The following is a 15,546-nucleotide window of genomic DNA, read 5'->3' as shown; positions in this document are numbered from 1 at the left end:
ATTTTTTTCTGTAAGCTGGCAGTCCAAATTCGACATGGAGTCAGCTATGAATAAGCCCATATCAATTTCTTCTCATGATTCTGCATTCAAACGTTTTATGATGAATGTCAGTAATGCCAAAGACTTTTTCTTTATCCACTTGTCTGAAGAGTTAAAAAACCAGTGTGATTTTTCGACTTTGCAATTACAGAATTCTTCTTTTATTGATATAAAATTACGTTCTCGTATGTCTGATATTTTATATTTGGTGAAAACCAAAGAGGGTGATGTTCCCATTTATTTACTTATAGAACATCAATCTAGACCTGATCAAATGATAGCTTGGCGTATGATGCACTATGCATTTTGCACCATGAATCAGCATTTACAGCAAGGTTATAAGTCTTTGCCTCTCGTTGTTCCAATCTTGTTTTATCATGGAAAGAAGAAACCTTATCCTTTTCCTGTTAATTGGATGGAATGTTTTCCACTTTCTTCACTTGCTAATCATCTTTATTCTAATGACTTCTCTTTAATTGATTTGACCTCAATTGATGATGATATTTTACTAACACATAAAAAAGCAGCGGTAATGGAAATTGCAATGAAGCATGTTAATAGCTGTCATGATCTTCATAAGATTGCAATGCTGTTATCAAAAGCAATAAATCAGAAAAACTGCAGTGATGAAGACACTGTTGCTGTTGTACAATATTTATTCTCAATCATGGATGCATCAGATTTTGAATTTATTATAAATAAGATAGCTGAACGAGTAGATAACCACAGAGAGACAATTATGAATATAGCGTGGAGATTAGAAAATAAAGGATTTGAAATAGGAAAAAATGAAGGTATTGAATTAGGCAAAATGGCAGGTATTGAATTAGGAAGAAAATCAGTACAATTAGAATTAGCACAAAAATTATTAAAAGAGAACTTTGATCTTCCATTTATCGAACGAATGACGGGTTTAAGTGTACACGAAATTAAATTATTAGTGATAGTATAGTAAATATAATTAATAAAATATCAATAATTTATTAGAGTAACTTTTTATTTTATCTCTTAACGCGTTTATTATAAATAGAATACTCCTTTCTATTATTTAAGAGGAGTATTCATATTTTATGTTCTTGTTTATCTTTACCCGGCGTAAATGAAAAAACACCCACTTCACCGTTTTGCGTGCTTCTATAACACGTGTTGGTACTAGTTTTTCTGTTTTAATAAGATCAATTTGTTTTGCACCATTTATACTTATCTCGACAAAAATAGCCGTTGTTTTAATTGTCCCTGTTCGTTTAGCAATATCATTTAATATATTTCGTTCAGGAATATTCAGTATTTATGCTTCGGGGGTGAGTCTGGCGTTAATATCGACAGGGCGATAAATAGTATTAGGGTAAAAATCACTTCCTTTACCTGCTGATTTCGAATAGAGCACATTGTTGAACATATATTTTTTGCTCTTTCAAAATCGCCAGATCGATAAGCTTCCATCATCTCTTTTCCATATTTATTTTCAGTTAAGAAAGGGCAATCCATTTTTGCACATATAGGACAAACATTTCTTTTAAAAAGATCTTAATACTCATAATTCGGTCGTTTTTTTCACCTATAAAATTATCTTTATTTAATCATAAAGATGTTTAAATACAGTTTAAATCACTGTAATTAACTATCGAATTTGAGTGAAACCTAATAATAAATAGATATGTTTTATTTTTTGTTTGATTGGAATTAAATTATTAAATTTTTATCTAAAATATAATAAAAACCGCCTTTGTTATTGTAATTAAATAAACTAAAGGCGGTTTTATATTATTTAAACTTTAATTAACGACCCAAGTAATTATCCCAGTCTTTCCAAACGGGTTGTAATCCTCGTTCTTTTAATGCGTTAATCACATCATTAACATGGCGATTATCATTAGGCGAGAATTGTTCTAATTCTTCATGGCTATCAGAATATCCACCGGGTTGAGTTTTAGAACCTGCACTAATGTTATTAATGGCTAATGGCACTGTATTATCACGAAAATAAGGAGATTCACGGGTTGAAAGTGAAAGCTCAACATCAGGTGCCAAAATACGAAAAGCACAGATCAATTGCACTAATTCCGCTTCACTCATTACTGATGCGGGGCTTAGTCCACCAGCACAAGGGCGTAAACGAGGAAAAGAGATTGAGTAACGGCTTTTCCAATAGCGTTTTTGTAAAAATAAGAGATGTTCTGCCACCATATAACAATCGCTACGCCATTGGTTTGAAAGACCAATCAATGCACCTAACCCAATTTTATCAATTCCAGCTTGCCCTAATCTATCTGGTGTTTGTAGTCGCCAATGAAAGTCCTGTTTTTTACCTCTTAGATGATGCAATTGATAGGTTGGTTCATGATAGGTTTCTTGATAAACCATCACGCCATCAATACCGAGTGTTTTTAATTCTGCATATTCTTCTGTAGCAAGAGGTTGAACTTCCATCATTAATGAACTGAAATTTTCTCGAATAAGAGGGATATATTGGCGAAAATAATCCATACCCACTTTTCTTTGATGTTCTCCAGTCACTAATAACAAGCTATCAAAACCTAATTGTCTGATGCTATTACATTCGGCAATGATCTCACTTTCATTTAATGTTTTACGTTTAATGGCATTACTCATTGAAAAGCCACAATAAGTACAGTCATTTGCGCATAAATTAGAAAGGTAAAGCGGTACATACAATCCTACGACATTGCCAAAACGCTGACGCGTTAATTGTTGAGCGCGTTGTGCCATTGGCTCTAAATAATGGCGACCCGCGGGTGAAATCAGCGCCATAAAATCATCAAGTGTCAGCGTGTGGCGATTTAATGCGGCTTCAACATCCGCATTGGTTTTACTATTGAGCTTTAATGTAATGTCATCCCAATCAAGCTGTTGCCAATAATCAGAAAAAGTGTCCATTAGAATGCCTCTAAGTATTGAGTTAATGGACTAGAGGCTTGTGCTTGCATATTTACAACGGAAGTGGCTGTAGCAAGCCCTGATTGTCGAGCAAGTTCACCAGCCTCAAGCGCTGTTTTAAATGCTTGTGCCATTAGAATAGGATTTTTTGCAACAGCAATTGCGGTATTAACCAATACGGCATCAGCCCCTAGCTCTAAAGCTTCGAGTGCATGGCTTGGTGCACCAATGCCAGCATCTACAACAACAGGAATTGAGGCTTGTTCAATGATAATTTGTAAAAAATCACGCGTCTGTAAACCTTGATTGGAGCCGATAGGAGAACCTAAAGGCATTACAGCGGCACAGCCAACTTCTTCTAGACGGCGACATAAAACAGGATCAGCACTGCAATAAGGCAAGACAACAAAACCTTCTTTAACGAGGAGCTCCGCAGCTTTAAGTGTTTCAATAGGATCGGGTAGTAAATATTTGGTGTCAGGATGAATTTCTAATTTTACCCAATGGGTGCCAAAGGCTTCTTTGGCTAAACGAGCCGCAAAAATAGCTTCTTGTGCTGTTTTTGCGCCTGAAGTATTAGGTAATAATTTTACTCCTAATGATTTAAGTGGTGCGATTAAATCATCATTACCATTTTTTAAATCTACACGTTTCATGGCCATCGTGACTAATTGGCTACCCGAAACCTTAATAGCTTCTGTCATTAGTGTTGGTGTTGCAAATTTCCCTGTGCCTGTAAATAGTCTAGATGTGAATGTTGTATCAGCAATTTTTAACATATCAGCCCCCTGCAATTGCTTGGAAGAGAAGAATAGTATCGCCATCATTTATAAAATGTGTTTCCCAGTCTTCACGGGGAACAATCGTTTCATTGATAGCAAGCGCCACACCAATTGGTGGCTGCTCTAACTGAATAAGGAGCTGACAGATGGTGACAGGCATATCCAGAGAATATTGTTCGTCATTTACGGTGATGTTCATGCTACCCCTCGACAAACAGGACATGTTTTTGATGGTGTTAAACGCAAAGTACTCCAATTTTGTTTTCTACCATCGAAAAGGCGAAGTTTTCCACTCAGAGAACAGGGTAAACCAGATAGCAATTTAATTGCTTCAAGTGCCTGAAGTGTACCAATTACACCCACAACAGGACCTAGAATTCCGGCTGTTTTGCAGTTTCTTTGTGGTTCAGTTTCATCAGGATACAGGCAGTGATAGCAGCCATAAGTAAAAGGTGGTTCAAACACCATTAGTTGGCCACTAAACCCTACAGCACTGCCACTGATAAGCGAAGTTTGCTGTGCGACACAAGCACGGTTAATCGCTTGGCGTGTGAGCATGTTATCTGTGCAATCTAAAACTAAATCGACCTCTTTAACTAATTTATATAATGAATCATCATTAATACGTTGTTTATAAGAGGTAATTTTTATATCCGGATTTAATGCAAGTAGAGTCTGCTTTGCGACCTCTGATTTTGCATCAGGAATATCTTGAGTACGATAAAGAATTTGACGTTGTAGATTAGAAACATGCAATTCATCATCATCAACTAAAATAAGTTCGCCAACGCCTGCACCTGCAAGATAAAGAGAAGCAGGAGAGCCTAATCCACCCAGACCAACAATCAGTACCTTTGCTTGTTGAAGCTTATTTTGACCTTCTAAGCCAATATCTTCTAACATCACTTGTCGGCTATAACGCATAAAATCATTATCATTTAGCATGCTGGTTTTCCTTCTACTAATTCTAATAATTTACGAGTCACTTGTTGCCAATCTGGTGCTTTTGTTATTGCACTGACTAAGGCTACGCTCCCAACGCCAGTAGCAACAACATCAGGCACTCTTTCTAGTGAGATCCCACCAATAGCAACAGTTGGAAAATCAGGTGTCAGAGCTACTTGATGCTTGAGTGCCTTCAAACCTTGAGGTTTAGATGGCATATCTTTTGTTGTGGTTGGAAATATATGCCCTAATGCAATGTAAGATGGGCGTAATATTTTCGCTCTTTGTAATTCCGCTTCATCGTGAGTGGAAATACCAAGACGTAATCCTGATTGTTTAATGGCATTAAGGTCAGCAATATCAAGATCTTCTTGACCAAGATGAACACCGTAGGCGTGATGTTTAATGGCGAGTTGCCAATAATCATTGATAAACAGTCTTGCCTGATACTGTTTGCCTAGTTTTATTGCTTCAATGATCTTTTGTTCAACATCGTCTGGTTGTTTATCTTTTATACGTAATTGCAGGGTGGTAACGCCTGTTTTTAACAGGCGTTCGATCCACTCAACAGAATCAACAACAGGATAAAGCCCAAGCTTTTTTTCTGTCGGTGCAAAAGGTGTGTTAGAGGATCTGTTCATTTTCAGTCACCTCAATATTGGTGATTTCTGCACTGTGGTATAACTCACTGCCATGCTCTTTAAAGGCTTGAGACATTTGTTCCATACCAGCCGCATAATCGCGTACTTCTTGCGTTATTTTCATTGAACAGAATTTAGGTCCACACATTGAGCAGAAGTGAGCGACTTTTCCTGATGCTTGAGGCAAGGTTTCATCGTGATATTGACGTGCCGTTTCAGGATCAAGCGCTAAATTGAATTGATCTTCCCATCTAAACTCAAATCGCGCTTTTGACATTGCATTATCACGGATTTGAGCGCCAGGATGCCCTTTGGCTAAATCGGCAGCATGAGCGGCGATTTTATAAGTAATAAGACCTTGTTTTACATCTTCTTTATTAGGTAAGCCAAGGTGTTCTTTGGGCGTGACGTAACACAACATCGCACAACCAAACCAGCCAATCATTGCTGCACCAATACCTGAAGTAAAATGGTCATAACCCGGTGCGATATCAGTCGTTAGTGGGCCCAAGGTATAAAAAGGTGCTTCATGACAATGCTCTAATTCTTCTGTCATATTGCGGCGGATCATCTGCATTGGAACGTGGCCAGGGCCTTCTATCATGACTTGAACGTCATATTCCCATGCAATTTTTGTCAGTTCACCTAGCGTATGTAATTCAGAAAATTGGGCTTCATCGTTCGCATCTTGAATTGAACCCGGTCTTAGCCCGTCGCCGAGCGAAAGGGAGACATCATAAGCCGTACAAATTTCGCAGATTTCACGGAAATGTTCGTAGAGGAAATTCTCTTTATGGTGTGATAAACACCATTTCGCCATTATTGAACCGCCACGAGACACAATACCCGTGAGGCGTTTTGCGGTCATTGGCACATAACGTAATAAGACACCAGCATGAATAGTAAAGTAATCAACCCCTTGCTCTGCTTGTTCAAGCAAAGTATCACGGAATATTTCCCAAGAGAGATCTTCAGCAATACCGTTAACTTTCTCAAGTGCTTGATAAATTGGAACTGTACCAATAGGAACAGGGCTATTGCGAATGATCCACTCACGCGTTTCATGAATATAACGGCCGGTTGAGAGATCCATTACGGTATCTGCTCCCCAGCGTGTAGACCAAATTAGTTTTTCAACTTCTTCTTCAATAGAGGAGGTTACCGAAGAGTTTCCGATATTGGCATTCACTTTTACTAAGAAATTTCGCCCAATAATCATTGGCTCTGATTCTGGGTGATTGATATTGGCAGGAATGATTGCTCGACCAGCTGCAACTTCTTGGCGCACAAACTCAGGAGTAATGTTGTCAGGAAGATGAGCACCAAAGCTAAATCCTGCATGCTGTTGGCGTAAAACTTCGCTACGAATTCTCTCACGCCCCATATTTTCACGAATAGCAATAAACTCCATTTCAGGCGTAATAATGCCTTGGCGTGCATAATGTAACTGTGTAACACGTTTGCCATTTAGCGCTTTTTTAGGGCTTGGTTTTAACGGGAAGCGCAGATGTTCTAATCCAGCATCAGAAAGGCGTTGTTGGGTGAAATCTGAACTTAAAAGTGAAAGAGTTTCCGTATCATTGCGCTCATCAATCCATGGTTGGCGTATTTTTTTTAATCCAAGATTAACATCAAGTTGAGACGCGGGATCACCATAAGGGCCTGATGTGTCATATACGGGTACGGGTTCATTCTCTTCAAAAATAGGGGAGTCTTTTGATCCTCCTACTAGCGTTTTATCAAGTTGGATCTCACGCATTGGTACCTTAATGTCAGTACGTGAGCCTTCGAGGTAAATGCGGTTTGAATTTGGAAAACTTACGCCTTGAATGGTGCTGATAAACTCTTGAGCAGCATCACGCTGTTCTTTTCGTGGGCGCTGTTTGTTGTTTGTTGGTGAAATATCTTTGACGGATATAGTTTGATTTTGGGACATAGCATTTCCTAATAAATATCATGCAGGCGGTAGCCTGTCGGGTGAATATTGAGAAAAATGCTTGTCTGGAGGTCGCAGGGAGTATCGACAGATAGGTGTATATGGGAGTGTAAAAAATATACGTAATAAAGCTATCAAAAGGTCGAATCACTCTTGTTCCCTTCGCGGGTATTAACCCGATCAGGTTCCGCGGATCCCGAATTAACGGTCTCAGCCTGTGTTTATAATAGCCTTATAAACACTAGGCACTCCGACAAGAAGATGTCCAGTATATGAAAGATTTTAAAAACTACAAGTCCGACATGGGTTATTTATTGAAATTCCGCTGTTGGTATTTTCACCTTTTTCTGGGGGGATTTAAATAATGATCACTCTCAGTAACATTAATATAATTTATTGGTTTGAGTGAGAAAATATTAATAGATAAGAGAAGAACGTCATAATTCATTGAGTGGTTCTTGTTAAAGAGAGTATCCTTTATTCTATATCATTATTTTGGATAGAATGGTCGTTATGCATTTATATACATTAACAGGCTTAGAAAAGGGCTGGTGGACAGTCAGTCTTGGTGGGCGAGTGTGGTTACCTAAAGGTGAACTTCCATTTGGCTTAGCTAAAGATTGGGATCTCATTGGTCAGCACGCCAAAATTGTGGGTGAATGGCAGGGTGAAACAGTTTGGCTTATTCATGGAAAAATGGATAACGATATGTGTTCACCAAGGCTTATCGCCTCACAAGATGAAAACTTATTTAAATTAGTCGGCCGTGGTGTCCAACTGGCTGAGTTTTATCGTTCCCACCGTTTTTGTGGTTATTGTGGTTCTAAAATGCGCCATAGCGAGAGTGAATGGGCATGTTTATGCGATAACTGTCATGAACGCTATTATCCGCAAATTGCCCCTTGTATTATTGTGGGTATTCGCCATGAAGATAAAATCTTATTAGCACATCATGTTAGACATAAACATTCACCTCTTTACACTGTACTCGCTGGCTTTGTTGAGGTTGGTGAAACATTAGAAGAAGCTGTGGCCCGTGAAGTGTTTGAAGAGAGCAATATTCGCATTCGCAATATTCGCTATGTATCTTCTCAGCCTTGGCCATTTCCTCATTCTTTAATGATGGGCTTTTTAGCTGATTATGATGGTGGTGAATTACGTCATGATCCTTCGGAATTAATGAGTGCGGGTTGGTATCGCTACGATCAATTACCGCAGATCCCACCGCCAGATACTATCGCCAGACGTTTGATAGAAGATACGATAGCCAATATTCGACAAGATAAAGAGAAGAACTAAATAAAGGCGCTGTCTGCCAACAGTTATTTTTCCAGCATGTTACAATGCATGCTATTTTGCGGCCCTATTACTGTTAATGGAGTTAGTCATGAGTGAGTTGAAAAACGACCGCTATTTACGTGCGCTGTTGCGCCAACCTGTTGATGTCACCCCAGTTTGGATGATGCGTCAGGCAGGCAGATATCTTCCTGAATATAAGGAAACACGGGCACAAGCGGGGGATTTCATCTCATTGTGCAAGAACACAGAATTAGCATGTGAAGTGACATTACAGCCTTTAAGACGGTTTCCTTTAGATGCTGCTATTTTATTTTCTGATATTTTAACTATTCCTGATGCAATGGGATTAGGCCTTTACTTTGAAACCGGTGAAGGTCCTCGTTTTAAATCACCAATAAATAATCTTGATGATATAAAAAAATTGCCTATTCCTGATCCAGAAGATGAATTGGGATATGTGATGAATGCAGTACGTGCTATCCGTCATGCATTGCAAGGCAGTGTGCCATTAATTGGTTTTTCGGGAAGTCCTTGGACATTAGCAACCTATATGGTTGAAGGTGGAAGTAGTAAGGCCTTCACAAAAATAAAAAAAATGATGTATTCAGATCCTCAAGCACTACATCTATTACTGGATAAACTGGCAGATAGCGTTATTCTGTATTTGAATGCTCAAATTAAAGCGGGTGCACAATCTATCATGATCTTTGATACATGGGGTGGTGTGCTGACAGGGCGTGATTACCAACTCTTCTCATTACACTATATGCATAAGATTGTTGATGGTCTTATTCGTGAATATGATGGAAGGAAAGTGCCAGTCACTTTATTTACCAAAGGTGGTGGTCGTTGGCTAGAAGCGATGGCGGCGACAGGTTGCGATGCATTAGGACTTGATTGGACGATTGATATTGAAGATGCACGTCGTCGAGTGGGGGATAAAGTTGCGCTACAAGGTAATATGGATCCTTCTATGCTGTATGCACCGCCAGCAAGAATAGAACAAGAAGTTGAAACTATTCTTGCTGGGTTTGGTAAAGGCAATGGTCATGTCTTTAATCTTGGGCACGGTATTCATCAAGATGTTCCACCTGAACATGCTGGTGCATTTATTGATGCGGTTCACCGTTTATCGAAGCCTTATCATCAGGATAATGATTAATACCCAACAATTACGTCAGGAGCAGACAGAAAAAGCTCAACAGATTATTTTAACAGACCAACTCACAGCACCAATTTACATAGCAGGTGCTGACGTTGGTTTTGAAGACGGTGGCGCAGTGACTCGCGCCGCTATCGTGATAATGCATTACCCTTCTTTTAAAATTCTTGAATACCAGATTGCTCGAATACCTACAACTCTTCCTTACATTCCTGGTTTGCTTTCATTTAGAGAGTGCCCTGCGTTACTGGCAGCTTGGCAATTAATCAAACAAAAGCCTTCTCTTATTTTTGTCGATGGGCAAGGCATTGCTCATCCTAGGAGGCTAGGTGTTGCAAGCCATTTTGGTTTATTAGTGGATACACCAACTATTGGTGTGGCAAAAAGTCGTTTATGTGGCATTGATAAAGCAGTTAATGAAGAGATGGGGAGCCATGAGCCGTTAATGGATAAAAATGAGCAAATAGGGTGGATTTATCGTAGTAAGAAAAAATGTAAACCCCTGTATATTTCTCCGGGTCATAAAGTGAGTATGGAAGGCGCTTTGCAGTGGGTTGAGTTGTGTATGAAAGGATATCGATTGCCAGAACCAACGCGTTGGGCTGATGGTATTGCTTCAAATAGGCGATTATTTGAGCAGTTGAATAAGAATAAGCTCTAAATGTTCGGGAAATATGTGGATATTTTTAATTTTCAGGTAAACTGCGCCTAAGTTAAGAAAATGAGTAATCACGAATGTTGAAGAACCCGATCCATTTACGTTTAGAAAAGCTAGAAGCTTGGCAACACCTGACGTTTATGGCGTGCCTGTGTGAACGAATGTACCCAAATTATCAGGTATTTTGTCGTGAAACAGGTTTTACCGATCCAATGCTTTATCGCCGTATTCTCGATCTGGTTTGGGAAACTTTAACGGTGAAAGATGCAAAGGTTAATTTTGATTCTCAATTAGAGAAATTAGAAGAAGCTATTCCTGATGCATCTCAGTTCGAGATTTATGGTGTTTATCCTGCGATTGACGCCTGTGTTGCACTTAGTGAAATTGTTCACTCTCGTTTAAGTGGTGAATCATTAAGTCACGCTATTGAAGTGAGCAAATTATCAGTAGGGACAGTTGCTTCACTTGAAATGACACAAGCAGAAAGAGAAATGGGTGAAGAAGAGCTTAGATCTCTACCTGCTGTTATTGAAGAGTTCGATATCCAATGGGAAATTTACCGTCTACTTGTAGAATGTGAAGAAAGAGATATTGAACTGATCAAAGGTCTACGAGCAGACCTTCGTGAAGCTGGAATGAGCAATATCGGTATAGAATTAACGCACTAAATCAGAAAAACGTGATTTAGTGCTTGAAAAGCGACGTTTAAAGACTTCACATCACCCCCGTGTATGTTCTACATTGGGTACGAAAAAGAAGTGGCTCAGGTGTTTTACTTAAATTATCCTCTTAAAAAGATAATTTAAGTTTTTTCACCAGATGTTTTTCAAACGATAAAACATACTTTAAGGACTATTTTATGAACAAAGCTGAATTAACCGAATCAGTTGCTGAAAAAGCGGATCTGACAAAAACTCAAGCAAAAGCTGCTATTGAAGCGTTTATCGACTCAGTAACAGGTGCTCTGAAAGAAGGTGATTCTGTACAGTTAGTTGGTTTCGGTACATTCAAGGTGAATCACCGTGCAGAGCGTACTGGCCGTAACCCTCAAACTGGTAAAGAAATTAAAATTGCAGCAGCTAATGTTCCTGCATTTACTGCCGGTAAAGCACTGAAAGACGCAGTAAAATAATTCCTTTGAACGGAATGAACAATAGAGGGGGATTTACTCCCCTTTTGTTGAAACGACAGGGGCTGTTAGCAATAGGATCTGTTTTTTTGCTCAGCGCCTGCTCTTCTTCTGTGCAACTACCTGAATTTTCTGCAACAGGCTATATTGCGGACGAAGGTGTTGTACGTCTATGGCGTTTAAATAATAAAGTGTCAGAACCTCAAGTGATCATGAGTGTTTATAGCTTTTATAAAAAGCCAGAAACTGTCATCACATTCTATGAGTATCGCCAAAATAAGCTTTGGCAAATCCGCTCTGAAGTTATTAATCCTAACGATCCTTCATCTTGGCACCTTCGTTTAAATAAACATGGTGAAGTTATTTTCATGCAACAAGAACGCCAGAAGCAAAAACGTGCATTAACAGAAGATGAACGTTTAAGAATGGTATTTGCTGCAAGCAAAGAGCGTGAAATCAGTGACGCGCTTACTATTGGGAAAGTAAATTTAGTACAGGGTGTTTGGTATCAAAATACAATGACAACATGTGCCGGTGAGAAGGTGAGTGTTTCATTTGAAGCCCCAGAACAACGCTGGTTAAAAACAAGAACACGCAATTCAAGTAAGCCTTCTTATGTTGCTTGGCTTGATTCACCAGAGGGTAAGCAATTACTGATGGTTGCAGAACACGATTTTTGTAAATGGGAACCAACAAAAGAGAGCTTGTGATCACTCCCTTTTGCTGTTTAATTTATTTCTTTAAGCGTGCAATCGCTCGATAGCCGATATCATGGCGATAAAAACTACCATCCCAATGGATACTTTTTGCTAAAGCATAAGCATTTTTTTGAGCTTGCTCGATATCATCACCTAATGCTGTTGCACATAGTACTCGCCCGCCGGCAGTGACCACTTCGCCTTTGTTATTAAGTGTTGTTCCCGCTTGAAATACCTTTGCCGTCGTTGATGATGTTGGTGTTAATCCTTCGATAACATCACCTTGACGATAATTCGCAGGGTAGCCGCCGGCTGCAATCACAACACCTAAAGCTGGACGAGGATCCCAATGGGAATCTTTATCTTTTAAGTTACCTTTTGCTCCAGCTAAACAGAGTTCAACTAAGTCAGATTGCATTCGCATCATAATAGGTTGAGTTTCTGGGTCACCAAAACGACAGTTAAACTCAATGACTTTAGCAATACCTTGTTTATCAATCATCAGTCCTGCATAAAGGAAACCTTGATAACGATGCCCTTCCGAAGCCATCCCTTTTACTGTTGGATAAATGATTTTTTCCATTACTTGCTGGTGGATTTCTGGTGTAACAACAGGCGCAGGTGAATATGCGCCCATTCCCCCAGTGTTAGGGCCAGTATCTCCATCACCAACACGTTTATGATCTTGGCTTGTTGCCATTGGGATCACATGTTCACCGTCAACCATAACAATAAAGCTAGCTTCTTCGCCATCAAGAAATTCTTCGATAACAATACGATGTCCTGCATCACCAAAAACATTACCAGCCAGCATATCTTTAATTGCAGCTTCAGCCTCAGCTTGTGTCATTGCAACAATAACGCCTTTACCTGCGGCTAAACCATCTGCTTTGATAACAATTGGTACGCCCACTTTATTGAGGTACTCAAGTGCAGGTGTTATTTCTGTAAAATTTTGATAATCCGCAGTTGGAATTTTATGACGAGCTAAAAAATCTTTTGTGAAGGCTTTCGACCCCTCTAATTGAGCGGCTCCTTTCGTTGGACCAAAGATGGTTAGCCCCGCTTCTTTAAATGCATCGACAACACCAATAACCAGTGGTGCTTCAGGTCCTACGATAGTTAAATCAATTTGATTTTCGAGCGCAAATGAGACTAATGCAGGAATATCTGTTGCACTAATATCGACATTTTCAACACCATTTTCTAATGCCGAACCCGCATTACCTGGAGCAACAAAAACCTGTGTTGCAAGCGGTGATTGAATTGCTTTCCAAGCTAAAGCATGTTCACGGCCGCCATTACCAATAATCAAAATCTTCATATCAATACCTTATTAATGACGGAAGTGACGCATATTGGTGAAAATCATTGCAATGTTATGTTCATTGGCTGCAGCAATCACTTCATCATCACGAATTGAGCCTCCAGGTTGAATCACACAAGTCACACCAGCAAGGGCTGCTGCATCAATACCATCTCTAAATGGGAAGAACGCATCTGATGCCATTGCACAACCTGCAACTTCTAAACCTTCATCAGCTGCTTTAATACCCGCAATTTTTGCAGAATATACACGGCTCATTTGTCCTGCACCAATACCGACCGTCATATCGTTTTTAGCGTAAACAATGGCATTTGATTTTACAAATTTTGCGACTTTCCAGCAGAAGAGCGCATCTTTAAGCTCTCGTTCACTTGGTTGGCGTTGAGTGACCACTCTTAGGTTCTCTTCTTTTACCATTCCTAAGTCGCGATCTTGAACTAACAGCCCACCATTAACACGTTTGAAATCTAACGCGGGTTTGGCTTCTTGCCATTGGCCACAAGCTAATACACGAACATTGGGTTTCGTTTCTAAAATTGCTAGTGCATCTTCATTAATAGAAGGAGCAATGATTACTTCAACAAACTGACGTTCGATGATTGCACTTGCTGTTTTTGCATCTAATGGACGATTGAATGCGATAATGCCACCAAATGCAGAGGTTGGGTCAGTTTTAAATGCATTGTCATATGCTTGTGTGAGCGTATTCGCAATTGCTACACCACAAGGATTTGCATGTTTCACAATAACACATGCAGGCTCAGAAAATGATTTCACACATTCTAATGCGGCATCAGTATCAGCAATATTGTTATAAGAAAGCGCTTTGCCTTGTAATTGGTTTGCGGTGGCAATAGATGCTTCTTCTATATTCTCTTCTATATAGAAAGCTGCTTGTTGATGAGCATTTTCCCCATAACGCATATCTTGTTTCTTTATATAGTTCAGATTTAAGGTACGAGGGAAAGCACCTGATGGTTGTGAAGTATCACCATAATAAGGTGCAACCTTCTGACCAAAGTAGTTAGCGATCATTCCGTCGTAAGCTGCTGTGTGTTCAAAGGCTTTAATTGCCAAATCAAAGCGTGTATCTAAAGTAAGACTATTTTCGTGATTATCCATTTCTTCAATCACTCTTTCATAATCATTACTATTTACGACAATCGTAACGTCTTTATGATTTTTCGCAGCGGAGCGAACCATAGTTGGTCCACCAATATCGATATTCTCCACAGCATCTGCTAATGAGCAATCTGGGCGGGCTACTGTTTTAGCGAAAGGATAAAGATTGACGACGACCATATCGATAGGGCGAATGTCATGTTCTTTCATAATTGCATCGTCTTGCCCACGGCGACCTAAAATTCCACCATGTACTTTAGGGTGCAGCGTTTTCACTCTGCCATCCATCATTTCTGGGAAACCTGTGTAATCGGAGACTTCAATAACCGGTAAGCCAGCTTCTGCTAATAGACGTGCGGTTCCACCTGTAGATAAGAGTTCTACTTCTCTTTCAACAAGTGCTTTAGCAAATTCTAAAATACCTGCTTTATCAGACACACTTAAAAGCGCACGGCGGATAGGACGAAGATGTTGCATGAGTTTTATCCCTTGGGGTTTGTATAACGGTAGTAATGGAGAAGTTAAATCACATTAATACAGTGAAATTGTGTTTGCTTAACTAACATTTCAGAAGATGAACACAAAATCAATCTTGCTTAATCAACCGCTATAATAACGCAAACGTTTGCGTTTGACATGCTAATTTTATGTAAAAAGATGCTCTGTGGATAAAATTGTTGATAAGTGCGTATAAGTGGGGGTTTTGCTGTGGAATTAAGCAAACGATTTTTTTTCTTAAAAAAACTATTGCCAGCCTCAGAAAACTCCCTATAATGCGTCCTCGTTGTCACGGCAAACCACGCTAAGTGAGTTAGCCGAGAGAACAAAGAAAAAAGTGAAAAGCCTTGAAAATAAACGCTTGACACTGAATGAGGAAGATGTAGAATGCACCTCCTCGCAACAACGCAGA

Annotated in this window: 15 protein-coding genes and 1 riboswitch; of the genes, 7 read left to right on the top strand and 8 right to left on the bottom strand. The window is 39.5% G+C overall.

Features of this window, described 5'->3' with window-relative positions; translation table 11 throughout:
• Nucleotides 1–46: 46 nt before the first annotated feature.
• Nucleotides 47–991 (top strand): Rpn family recombination-promoting nuclease/putative transposase, encoded by a 945-nt coding sequence (locus DK858_RS05440; RefSeq protein WP_109396528.1) that lies wholly within the window; start codon nt 47–49, stop codon nt 989–991.
• 827 nt (nt 992–1,818) lie between these two features.
• Here DK858_RS05440 and thiH read toward each other — a convergent pair.
• Genes thiH through thiC form a run of 6 tightly spaced genes read right to left on the bottom strand, consistent with a single transcriptional unit; the run spans nt 1,819 to nt 7,241 of the window.
• Entirely contained in the window at nt 1,819–2,937 is a 1,119-nt protein-coding gene (thiH, locus tag DK858_RS05435) for a 2-iminoacetate synthase ThiH (protein ID WP_109396526.1), read from the bottom strand.
• On the bottom strand, nt 2,937–3,716 hold the full coding sequence (locus DK858_RS05430; protein ID WP_109396524.1) for a thiazole synthase: 780 nt from the start codon (nt 3,714–3,716) through the stop codon (nt 2,937–2,939). The genes thiH and DK858_RS05430 overlap by 1 nt, the downstream gene beginning before the upstream one ends.
• A gap of 1 nt (nt 3,717) precedes the next feature.
• Nucleotides 3,718–3,918, bottom strand: coding sequence for a sulfur carrier protein ThiS (gene thiS, locus DK858_RS05425; RefSeq protein ID WP_109396522.1), 201 nt, complete (start codon nt 3,916–3,918; stop codon nt 3,718–3,720).
• Nucleotides 3,915–4,664, bottom strand: coding sequence for a HesA/MoeB/ThiF family protein (locus DK858_RS05420; protein ID WP_109396520.1), 750 nt, complete (start codon nt 4,662–4,664; stop codon nt 3,915–3,917). Before DK858_RS05420 ends, thiS begins: the two co-directional genes overlap by 4 nt.
• Nucleotides 4,658–5,305, bottom strand: coding sequence for a thiamine phosphate synthase (gene thiE, locus DK858_RS05415; RefSeq protein WP_109396518.1), 648 nt, complete (start codon nt 5,303–5,305; stop codon nt 4,658–4,660). The genes DK858_RS05420 and thiE overlap by 7 nt, the downstream gene beginning before the upstream one ends.
• On the bottom strand, nt 5,289–7,241 hold the full coding sequence (gene thiC, locus DK858_RS05410; protein WP_109396516.1) for a phosphomethylpyrimidine synthase ThiC: 1,953 nt from the start codon (nt 7,239–7,241) through the stop codon (nt 5,289–5,291). The genes thiE and thiC overlap by 17 nt, the downstream gene beginning before the upstream one ends.
• Before the next feature lie 140 nt (nt 7,242–7,381).
• Nucleotides 7,382–7,504: riboswitch (TPP riboswitch) on the bottom strand.
• A gap of 250 nt (nt 7,505–7,754) precedes the next feature.
• On the opposite strand from thiC, the gene nudC reads away from it, so the two are divergent.
• The 6 genes from nudC (at nt 7,755) to DK858_RS05380 (ending at nt 12,199) form a co-directional block, all read left to right on the top strand.
• A complete protein-coding gene (nudC, locus tag DK858_RS05405) occupies nt 7,755–8,540 on the top strand; it encodes an NAD(+) diphosphatase (protein ID WP_109396536.1) in 786 nt (261 codons plus the stop codon).
• Between the two features lie 88 nt (nt 8,541–8,628).
• Nucleotides 8,629–9,702, top strand: coding sequence for a uroporphyrinogen decarboxylase (gene hemE, locus DK858_RS05400; protein ID WP_109396515.1), 1,074 nt, complete (start codon nt 8,629–8,631; stop codon nt 9,700–9,702).
• On the top strand, nt 9,695–10,363 hold the full coding sequence (gene nfi / locus DK858_RS05395) for a deoxyribonuclease V (RefSeq protein ID WP_109396513.1): 669 nt from the start codon (nt 9,695–9,697) through the stop codon (nt 10,361–10,363). The genes hemE and nfi overlap by 8 nt, the downstream gene beginning before the upstream one ends.
• Nucleotides 10,364–10,437: 74 nt before the next feature.
• Complete coding sequence (locus tag DK858_RS05390; RefSeq protein WP_109396511.1) at nt 10,438–11,028, top strand: YjaG family protein; 591 nt, start codon at nt 10,438–10,440, stop codon at nt 11,026–11,028.
• A gap of 191 nt (nt 11,029–11,219) precedes the next feature.
• The gene (locus tag DK858_RS05385) at nt 11,220–11,492 is read left to right on the top strand and encodes an HU family DNA-binding protein (protein ID WP_004246922.1); all 273 of its coding nucleotides are present in this window, start codon (nt 11,220–11,222) and stop codon (nt 11,490–11,492) included.
• A gap of 14 nt (nt 11,493–11,506) precedes the next feature.
• Complete coding sequence (locus DK858_RS05380; RefSeq protein WP_109396509.1) at nt 11,507–12,199, top strand: DUF1481 domain-containing protein; 693 nt, start codon at nt 11,507–11,509, stop codon at nt 12,197–12,199.
• A gap of 22 nt (nt 12,200–12,221) precedes the next feature.
• Here the strand turns inward: DK858_RS05380 and purD are convergent, their stop codons facing one another.
• Together purD and purH are read right to left on the bottom strand one after the other, a co-directional pair.
• Complete coding sequence (gene purD / locus DK858_RS05375; RefSeq protein WP_109396507.1) at nt 12,222–13,511, bottom strand: phosphoribosylamine--glycine ligase; 1,290 nt, start codon at nt 13,509–13,511, stop codon at nt 12,222–12,224.
• A 12-nt stretch (nt 13,512–13,523) separates the two neighbouring features.
• Nucleotides 13,524–15,113: a bifunctional phosphoribosylaminoimidazolecarboxamide formyltransferase/IMP cyclohydrolase gene (purH, locus tag DK858_RS05370; protein ID WP_109396505.1), complete on the bottom strand. Its 1,590-nt coding sequence runs from the start codon at nt 15,111–15,113 to the stop codon at nt 13,524–13,526.
• Between the last annotated feature and the right edge of the window lie 433 nt (nt 15,114–15,546).

The organism is Proteus faecis (genome assembly GCF_003144395.1).
GTDB classification, from domain to species: Bacteria; Pseudomonadota; Gammaproteobacteria; order Enterobacterales; family Enterobacteriaceae; genus Proteus; species Proteus faecis.
This window is presented reverse-complemented; position numbering and strand designations above follow the sequence as displayed.

Excerpts from the sequence above, each read along its gene's own strand:
- DK858_RS05440 (WP_109396528.1), top strand. The coding sequence starts at position 47 with ATGAATAAGCCCATATCAATTTCTTCTCATGATTCTGCATTCAAACGT.
- thiH (WP_109396526.1), bottom strand. The coding sequence starts at position 2,937 with ATGGACACTTTTTCTGATTATTGGCAACAGCTTGATTGGGATGACATT.
- DK858_RS05430 (WP_109396524.1), bottom strand. The coding sequence starts at position 3,716 with ATGTTAAAAATTGCTGATACAACATTCACATCTAGACTATTTACAGGC.
- thiS (WP_109396522.1), bottom strand. The coding sequence starts at position 3,918 with ATGAACATCACCGTAAATGACGAACAATATTCTCTGGATATGCCTGTC.
- DK858_RS05420 (WP_109396520.1), bottom strand. The coding sequence starts at position 4,664 with ATGCTAAATGATAATGATTTTATGCGTTATAGCCGACAAGTGATGTTA.
- thiE (WP_109396518.1), bottom strand. The coding sequence starts at position 5,305 with ATGAACAGATCCTCTAACACACCTTTTGCACCGACAGAAAAAAAGCTT.
- thiC (WP_109396516.1), bottom strand. The coding sequence starts at position 7,241 with ATGTCCCAAAATCAAACTATATCCGTCAAAGATATTTCACCAACAAAC.
- nudC (WP_109396536.1), top strand. The coding sequence starts at position 7,755 with ATGCATTTATATACATTAACAGGCTTAGAAAAGGGCTGGTGGACAGTC.
- hemE (WP_109396515.1), top strand. The coding sequence starts at position 8,629 with ATGAGTGAGTTGAAAAACGACCGCTATTTACGTGCGCTGTTGCGCCAA.
- nfi (WP_109396513.1), top strand. The coding sequence starts at position 9,695 with ATGATTAATACCCAACAATTACGTCAGGAGCAGACAGAAAAAGCTCAA.
- DK858_RS05390 (WP_109396511.1), top strand. The coding sequence starts at position 10,438 with ATGTTGAAGAACCCGATCCATTTACGTTTAGAAAAGCTAGAAGCTTGG.
- DK858_RS05385 (WP_004246922.1), top strand. The coding sequence starts at position 11,220 with ATGAACAAAGCTGAATTAACCGAATCAGTTGCTGAAAAAGCGGATCTG.
- DK858_RS05380 (WP_109396509.1), top strand. The coding sequence starts at position 11,507 with ATGAACAATAGAGGGGGATTTACTCCCCTTTTGTTGAAACGACAGGGG.
- purD (WP_109396507.1), bottom strand. The coding sequence starts at position 13,511 with ATGAAGATTTTGATTATTGGTAATGGCGGCCGTGAACATGCTTTAGCT.
- purH (WP_109396505.1), bottom strand. The coding sequence starts at position 15,113 with ATGCAACATCTTCGTCCTATCCGCCGTGCGCTTTTAAGTGTGTCTGAT.